Annotated in this window: 4 protein-coding genes; 3 read left to right on the plus strand and 1 reads right to left on the minus strand. The window is 78.3% G+C overall.

The features are described 5' to 3' along the window. Positions 1-41 precede the first annotated feature (41 nt). Entirely contained in the window at positions 42-2,741 is a 2,700-nt protein-coding gene (locus tag WDV85_RS16935; protein ID WP_339571739.1) for a bifunctional acetate--CoA ligase family protein/GNAT family N-acetyltransferase, read from the plus strand. Positions 2,742-2,785: 44 nt separating this feature from the next. Here WDV85_RS16935 and WDV85_RS16940 read toward each other — a convergent pair whose 3' ends face one another. Then, positions 2,786-3,760 carry an FkbM family methyltransferase gene (locus WDV85_RS16940; RefSeq protein WP_339571740.1) on the minus strand — a complete coding sequence of 325 codons (975 nt, stop codon included), beginning with the start codon at positions 3,758-3,760 and terminating at the stop codon, positions 2,786-2,788. 64 nt (positions 3,761-3,824) lie between these two features. Here WDV85_RS16940 and WDV85_RS16945 point away from each other — a divergent pair, with 64 nt between their 5' ends. Together WDV85_RS16945 and WDV85_RS16950 are read left to right on the plus strand one after the other, a co-directional pair. Further along, entirely contained in the window at positions 3,825-4,517 is a 693-nt protein-coding gene (locus WDV85_RS16945; RefSeq protein WP_445263378.1) for a DUF5998 family protein, read from the plus strand. Between the two features lie 187 nt (positions 4,518-4,704). Next, positions 4,705-5,793, plus strand: a complete 1,089-nt coding sequence (locus WDV85_RS16950; RefSeq protein WP_339571742.1) for an alkaline phosphatase family protein — start codon at positions 4,705-4,707, stop codon at positions 5,791-5,793. Positions 5,794-6,724 lie beyond the last annotated feature (931 nt).

The following is a 6,724-nucleotide window of genomic DNA, read 5'->3' on the forward strand; positions in this document are numbered from 1 at the left end:
TCCCCGGTCGTCGTCGTCCCCCGTCGGTACGCTCGGTCGTCGTGGACGAGGCCGTGGAGGAGGCGCCGGGCTACCCGCGCCACTGGGAGGCCGACGTCCTCCTGCGCGACGGGGGCACCGCCCACCTGCGGCCCATCACCCCGGCGGACGCGGAGGCGCTGCAGCGCTTCCACGTGGCGCAGTCGCCCGAGTCGGTCTACCTGCGCTTCTTCTCCGCGATGCCGCGCCTGTCGGAGCGGGACCTGCGGCGCTTCACCCGGGTCGACCACGTGGACCGCGTGGCCCTCGTCGCCACCATCGGCGACGACATCGTCGGCATCGGGCGCTTCGACCGCCTGGACGAGGGCGACGGCGGGCGGGCCACCGCGGAGGTGGCGTTCAACATCTCCGACGCCCACCAGGGGCGGGGCCTCGGCTCCGTGCTCCTCGAGCACCTCGCCGCGGCGGCGCGCGAGCGGGGCGTCCACCGGTTCGTCGCCGAGGTCCTCCCGCAGAACCGGCGCATGACGAGCGTCTTCCGGGACGCCGGCTACGAGGTCACGCACGCCTACGACGACGGCGTCGTGACCCTCGGCTTCGACATCGACCCGACCGAGCGGTCGCTCGCCGTGACGTCGGCGCGCGAGCACCGCGCCGAGGCGAGCAGCCTCGAGGCGCTCCTGACGCCGCGGTCGGTCGCCGTCGTGGGCGCCAGCCCGCGCCCCGGCTCCGTCGGGGGCGTCCTGCTGCAGGACCTCGTCCGCGGCGGCTACACCGGGCGCCTGCACGCCGTGCACCCGGAGGCCGTCGAGGTGGACGGCGTCCGCGCCTCGGCGAGCCTGCAGGACCTGCCCGAGCCCGTGGACCTCGTCGTCGTGGCCGTGCCGGCGGAGTCCGTGCTCGAGGTCGTCCGCGACGCGGCCCGGGTCAGCGCCCGCGGCGTCGTCGTCGTCTCCAGCGGGTTCGCGGAGACCGGGCCGGCGGGCCTGGAGCGCCAGCGCGCGCTCGTGCGGCTCGCCCGCGCCAACGGCATGCGCGTCGTCGGCCCGAACTCGTTCGGGCTCATCAGCACCGCACCGGACCTGCGGCTCAACGCCTCCCTGGCGCCCGACCTCCCGCCGGAGGGCGCGCTCGGCCTCTTCAGCCAGTCCGGCGCCCTCGGCGTCGCCGTCCTGTCCTCCGCGGCGCGGCGGGGCCTCGGCGTCTCCAGCTTCGTGTCGGCGGGCAACCGGGCCGACGTCTCGGGCAACGACCTCATGCAGTTCTGGGAGGAGGACCCGCGCACGCGCGTCGTGGGCCTCTACCTCGAGAGCGTGGGCAACCCGCGCAAGTTCTCGCGCGTCGCCCGGCGGCTCGCGCGCTCCAAGCCCGTCGTCGTCGTGAAGTCCGGCACGACGGGCGGCGCGCCCCCCGGCCACGCCGTGCGCACCAGCCGCGCCCCCGCCGCGGCCCTCGACGCGATGCTCCGCCAGGCCGGCGTCATCCGGGTGGAGACCATCCACCAGCTCTTCGACACGGCCCAGCTGCTCGTCGCGCAGCCGCTGCCCGAGGGGCAGCGGGTGGCGGTGGTGGGCAACTCGGCGGCGCTGGGGGCGCTCGCGGCCGGAGCGCTGGAGAGCTGGGGCCTCGAGGTCCCGGAGCCGCCCCTGTCCGTCCACCCCGAGGCCGACGCCGACGAGTGCGCCCGGGCCGTCGAGGAGGTCTTCGCCCGCCCGGGCGTCGACGCCGTCGTCGCCTGCTTCGCCCCGCCGCTCGGGGTCGTCGACACCGGCGTGGCCCGGACGCTCGCCCGCACCGCCGCGGCCTCCGACCGCACGACGGTCGCCTGCTTCCTCGGCATGCACGGGGTGGAGGAGGCGCTGTCGGCGCCGGGCGCCGACGGGCGGCCGCGGGTCGTGCCCGCCTACCCGAGCCCCGAGGACGCGGTGCGCGCGCTCGTCTCGGCCGTGCGCTACGCCCAGTGGCGGCAGCGCGACCCGGGACCCCGTGTCGCCCCCGAGGGCGTGGAGCCCGACGCCGCCCGCGCGGTGGTGGAGGAGGCCCTCGCGGGCCTGCCCGCCGACGAGGACGGGCGCGTGGCCCTCGAGCTGGGCCCCGCGGCGGCCGGGCGGCTGCTCGCCTGCTACGGCGTCGCGCTGCAGCCGTCGCGGGTCGTCGTCGACGTCGAGGAGGCGCTCGCGGCGGCCGACGACGTCGGGTACCCGCTGGCGCTGCGCTTCGCCGACCGCGAGCTGCGCCGCCGCCGCGACCTCGGCGGCATGCGCACCGACATCGCGAGCCCCGCCGAGCTGCGGGCCGACTGGGCGGCCCTGACGTCCCAGCCGGGCGTCGAGGGACGGCCGGTCCTCGTGCAGGCGATGGCGCCGCCCGGCTCCGCCGTGACGGTGAGCACGATGGAGGACGAGCTCTTCGGCCCCGTCGTGTCCTTCGGGCTGGCGGGGGACGCCTCCGAGCTGCTCGGCGACGTGGCCCACCGCATCCCGCCGCTGACGACGGGCGACGTCGCCGACCTCGTCCGCGGGGTCCGCGCGGCGCCCCGCCTCTTCGGCTACCGGGGCAGCCCGCGGCTCGACGTCGCGGCGCTCGAGGACCTGCTGGCGCGCGTCAGCGTCATGGCCGACGACCTCCCCGAGCTCGCCGAGGTCGTGCTCAGCCCGGTGGTGGTGTCCCCGCAGGGCCTCAGCGTGCTGCTCGCCCGCGTGCGCCTCGAGCGCGCCGCGCGGCGGCGCACGGACACGGGCTCCCGGCGCGTCCTGCGCTGACGCGCTCACCCCGGGGTGGGCCGCGGGGAGGCGGCCCGCGGCGATCAGGTGCCGAGGGCGCGGACCGGCACGCCGAGGCGCCGGAGCTCCTCGGGCGTCCTCGTCGTCAGCAGCCAGTCCCGGTGCACGGGGTCGGCGTGGGGCCGGTCGTGCTCGACGAGCGCGTCGTCGGTGACGAGCAGGGCCCGGTGGCCCAGCTCGGCGAGCGCGGCCTCGACCGCCGGGACGTCGGCGGCGGGCAGCAGCTCGAGCAGCAGGTCGGGGCGCGAGGCCTCCAGCAGGCGGCGGCCCGAGCGCAGGACCTCTCCCTCGGCGCCCTCGACGTCGATCTTGGCCACGGTGGGTCCCGTCCCGCCGGGCGTCCGGTCGAGCAGGGCGTCGAGCGACGTCGTCGGCACGAGGACGCCGTCCGCGACCTCCTCGCCGGTCGAGAGGAAGTCCGGCAGCGCGGAGCCGCCGCGGCCGGAGGGGACGCGCAGGGTGCCCCCGTCCCGGCCGACGCCGGCGAGGTGGACCTCGACGCGCGGCAGGAGGTCGTTGGCCAGCAGGTTGTCGAGCAGGGCCACGGCGTTCGCGGGCACGAGCTCGAAGGCGTGCACGCGCGCCGCGGGCTCGGCGAGGGCGGCCACGAGGGAGAAGACCCCGGTGTAGGCGCCGACGTCGAGGACCGTGCGCGCACCGGGGACGAGGCGGGCGAAGACCTCGAGCGCGAGCTGGTCGGCCGCGCCCGGGCGCCGGCCCCCGCCCCAGTGGAGCTCCTTGGCGACGACGCACCGGGCGGGGGAGAGCATCGTGAACTCGTGGCCGGCGACGCGGCCCTGCACGCGCCGCACCGTCGCCGGCGCGGGCAGCCGGCTCGCCGCGGCCGTGCCGCTGCGACGCTCGACGACGGCGTGCAGCACCGGGGCGACCAGCGGCGCCGAGGCGGCGCGCTTCACGTGCTTCTTGGTGCCGTACCAGGAGCGGCGCCGGGCGCTGCGCGCCGCCGGTCCCGCCGTCGCGACCGCGTCGTCGTCCACGCGCGCGACGGTAGCCGTGGCCGCCCCGGCGCGGGGCGCGGGAGCGTCGGTGGCGGGTGGCACGATGCGGGCCGTGCCCTCGTCGCGCCCGCCCCGCTCCTCCGGCCCCTCCGGCCGCACCCCCGCCGGCCGCCGGTCCTCGCCGGCGCCCGGCGACGCGCTGGCGCCCGACCTGCGGCGTGCGGTGGAGCACGCGGGCTACTACCCCGCGCTCGTCGCCGACGTCGTGGCGGTCGCCCTCGGCGGCGAGGAGGCGCGCGCCCACCTCGTGCACCAGGAGACGACCTTCGACGGCGAGGAGGTCCGCCGCCACGTCACGGTGGTCGTGCTGACCCCGACCCGCCTCGTCGTCGCCCACGCCGACGACGGCACCGACCTCGTCGCCGAGGGCTCCGGCTCCCCGCGCGCGCACGCCGCCGCGGCGTCGACGGAGGCCGTGCCTTTGCAGCAGGTGCGCTCGGTGCTCCTGTCCCACGTGGTCCAGCGGCCCGACCTCTACCGGGCGGGGGACCCCGCCGCGGAGCTCACGGTGACGATCGGGTGGGGATCGGTGCAGCGCCTGGACCTCGAGCCCGCCTCGTGCGCCGACCCGCAGTGCGACGCCGACCACGGCTACAGCGGCTCGCTGTCGAGCGACGACGTCGTCCTGCGCGTCAGCGCCGCCGCCGACGGCGCCGACGCCGTCGCCCGGGCGCTGCGCTTCGCCGCCGCCCTCTCGGCCGCCACGTCCACGGGACCCGGGCCGGGACCGACGTGAGCGGGGGCCGGGGGAGCGGCCGGCCCGAGCCGTCGGGAGCGGGCGGCGCCGCCCGGCCGGCCACGGCCGGCGCCCTCGCGGACGTGCTGCCCGCCGCGGCCGCGGCGGGCAGCACGTCCGCAAGGGCGCCGGCCGTGGCCGGCCGGGCGGCGCCGCCCGGCCGGCCACGGCCGGCGCCCTCGCGGACGTGCTGCCCGCCGCGGCCGCGGCGCTGGGCGCTCCCCTGCGTCCCGTGCCGGTCGAGCTGCCCGAGGCCCCGCGGGTGTGCGTCCTGCTCGTGGACGGCCTCGGCGACCGGATCCTGCAGGCCGCCGGCCGCTCCGCCGGGTGGCTCGGGGAGCTGCGGTCCGGCGCGGCGCACGTCCTGCGCGCCGGGCACCCGTCCACGACGGCGACGTCGATGGGCTCCTTCGGGACGGGACTGCTGCCGGGGGCCCACGGCCTCGTCGGGTACGAGGTCCTCGACCCGGGCCGCGGGGTCCTGCTCAACGAGCTCGCCTGGGACCCTGCCGTGGACCCGCGGGAGTGGCAGCCGGCGCCGACGGTCTTCGAGCACCTCGGCGGGGCCGGCGTCGCGTGCGTGCAGGTGGGCCCGCCGCACTTCGCCGGCAGCGGTCTCACCGAGGCGGCGCTGAGGGGGCCGCAGTACATCGCTGCCCGCTCGCTGCAGGACCGCGTGGATGCCGCCGCCTCCGCCATCCGCAGCGCCCCGCGCACGCTCGTCTACGTCTACTGGGGCGACCTCGACAAGACCGGCCACGAGTCGGGGTGGCGCAGCGAGGCGTGGGAGCGCGAGCTGGCGGAGGTCGACCTCGCGGTGCGCCAGCTCGCGCGCCGCCTCCCCGCCGACGCGCTGCTCCTCGTCACGGCCGACCACGGGATGGTCGACGTCCCCCTCGGCGCCCGCCTCGACCTCGCCGAGGACGCCGACCTCGCTCTCGGGGTGCCCCTGTCCGGCGGGGAGCCCCGGGCACCGATGCTCTACTGCGCGCCCGGCGAGGCGGACGCCGTCCTCGCCCGCTGGCGCGAGCGGCTCGGCCCGGACGCGCAGGTGCTCGCCCGTGACGAGGCCGTCGCCGCGGGCTGGTTCGGCCCCGTCGCCCCGCACGTCCTCCCGCGCATCGGCGACGTCGTCGTCTCCTGCGCGCCGGGCACCTCAGTGCACGACTCGCGGACGCAGCGCCCCCAGCTCAAGGGCCTGGTCGGGATGCACGGTGGGCGTACCGACGACGAGACGCACGTGCCGCTGCTCGTCGCCGACCCGCGCGCCGGCTGAGGAGCGCGCCGCCGCCGAGCCGGGACACGCACCAGCACCGACGACGACGCCGCCGGCGCGCTCTGCGTGCGGCGCACCGGTGCGACGGCCGCTCGTGGCACCTGTGCCGTCATCAGCTCCGGCGGGACCTCCACCCGAGATCCCCCGCTGCTGAGGTCCGCCGCCGTCAGCCGCTCTCCGGTGGCGGTCGTGCCACCACGAGCGGTTTAGAAGGGCGGAGGGCCCGCGCCCCAGCCGCCGTGGTCGGCGCCGTGGGCGAGGGCGGCGGTCGCGGGTGCCGGGTGGTCGGTGAGGGGCTCGTGCTGGCGGTGGTGCTCGTCGCGGGTCCAGCCGGTGTCGCGGTGGGCGAGGTCGTCGGTCGGGTAGGGGTGGCCGACGAGCAGGCGGGGGTGGAGCTCGACGTGGCCGTCGAGGTCGTGGACGTCGTCGCGGNCGGTGTCGCGGTGGGCGAGGTCGTCGGTCGGGTAGGGGTGGCCGACGAGCAGGCGGGGGTGGAGCTCGACGTGGCCGTCGAGGTCGTGGACGTCGTCGCGGCGGCCACAGGTGTCGAGGGTTCCCTGGTCGTACGCGGTGGCGTCGAGGGGATCCGCGTGGTGCTGGTGGTGTCGTGCGCCCGTGGTGGTGCGCGTGGCCGGGACGAGGCGGTAGCCGGCGGCAGCGATGCGCCAGGTCGCGGCGGGTCGGCGGGTCGTCGACGTCGCGCTGGCGCCGCTCCTGGTGAGGGCGTGGTCGTCGCTTCGCGCGGGTTCGGGCGTCGCGTCGGTGCCGTCGTGTCGGGGCGTGCCGTCCGTGTTGGTGGCCGGGACCGGTGCGACGGGGGCGGGGTGGTCGGCTCCTGGCGGGGTGGGTGCGGGGGGGCGGGGGAGCAGGGGTGGGCCGGGGACGGTGGTGGTCTGTCCCAGGGGTGAGGTCCAGGTGACGCTGCTGTCGG

This window comes from Pseudokineococcus sp. 5B2Z-1 (assembly GCF_037482305.1).
In the GTDB taxonomy this organism is placed as follows: Bacteria; Actinomycetota; Actinomycetes; order Actinomycetales; family Quadrisphaeraceae; genus Pseudokineococcus.

Bases quoted from the DNA above. Each gene is read 5' to 3' on its own strand.
- WDV85_RS16945 (WP_445263378.1), top strand. From the start codon at position 3,825: ATGCGGGCCGTGCCCTCGTCGCGCCCGCCCCGCTCCTCCGGCCCCTCC.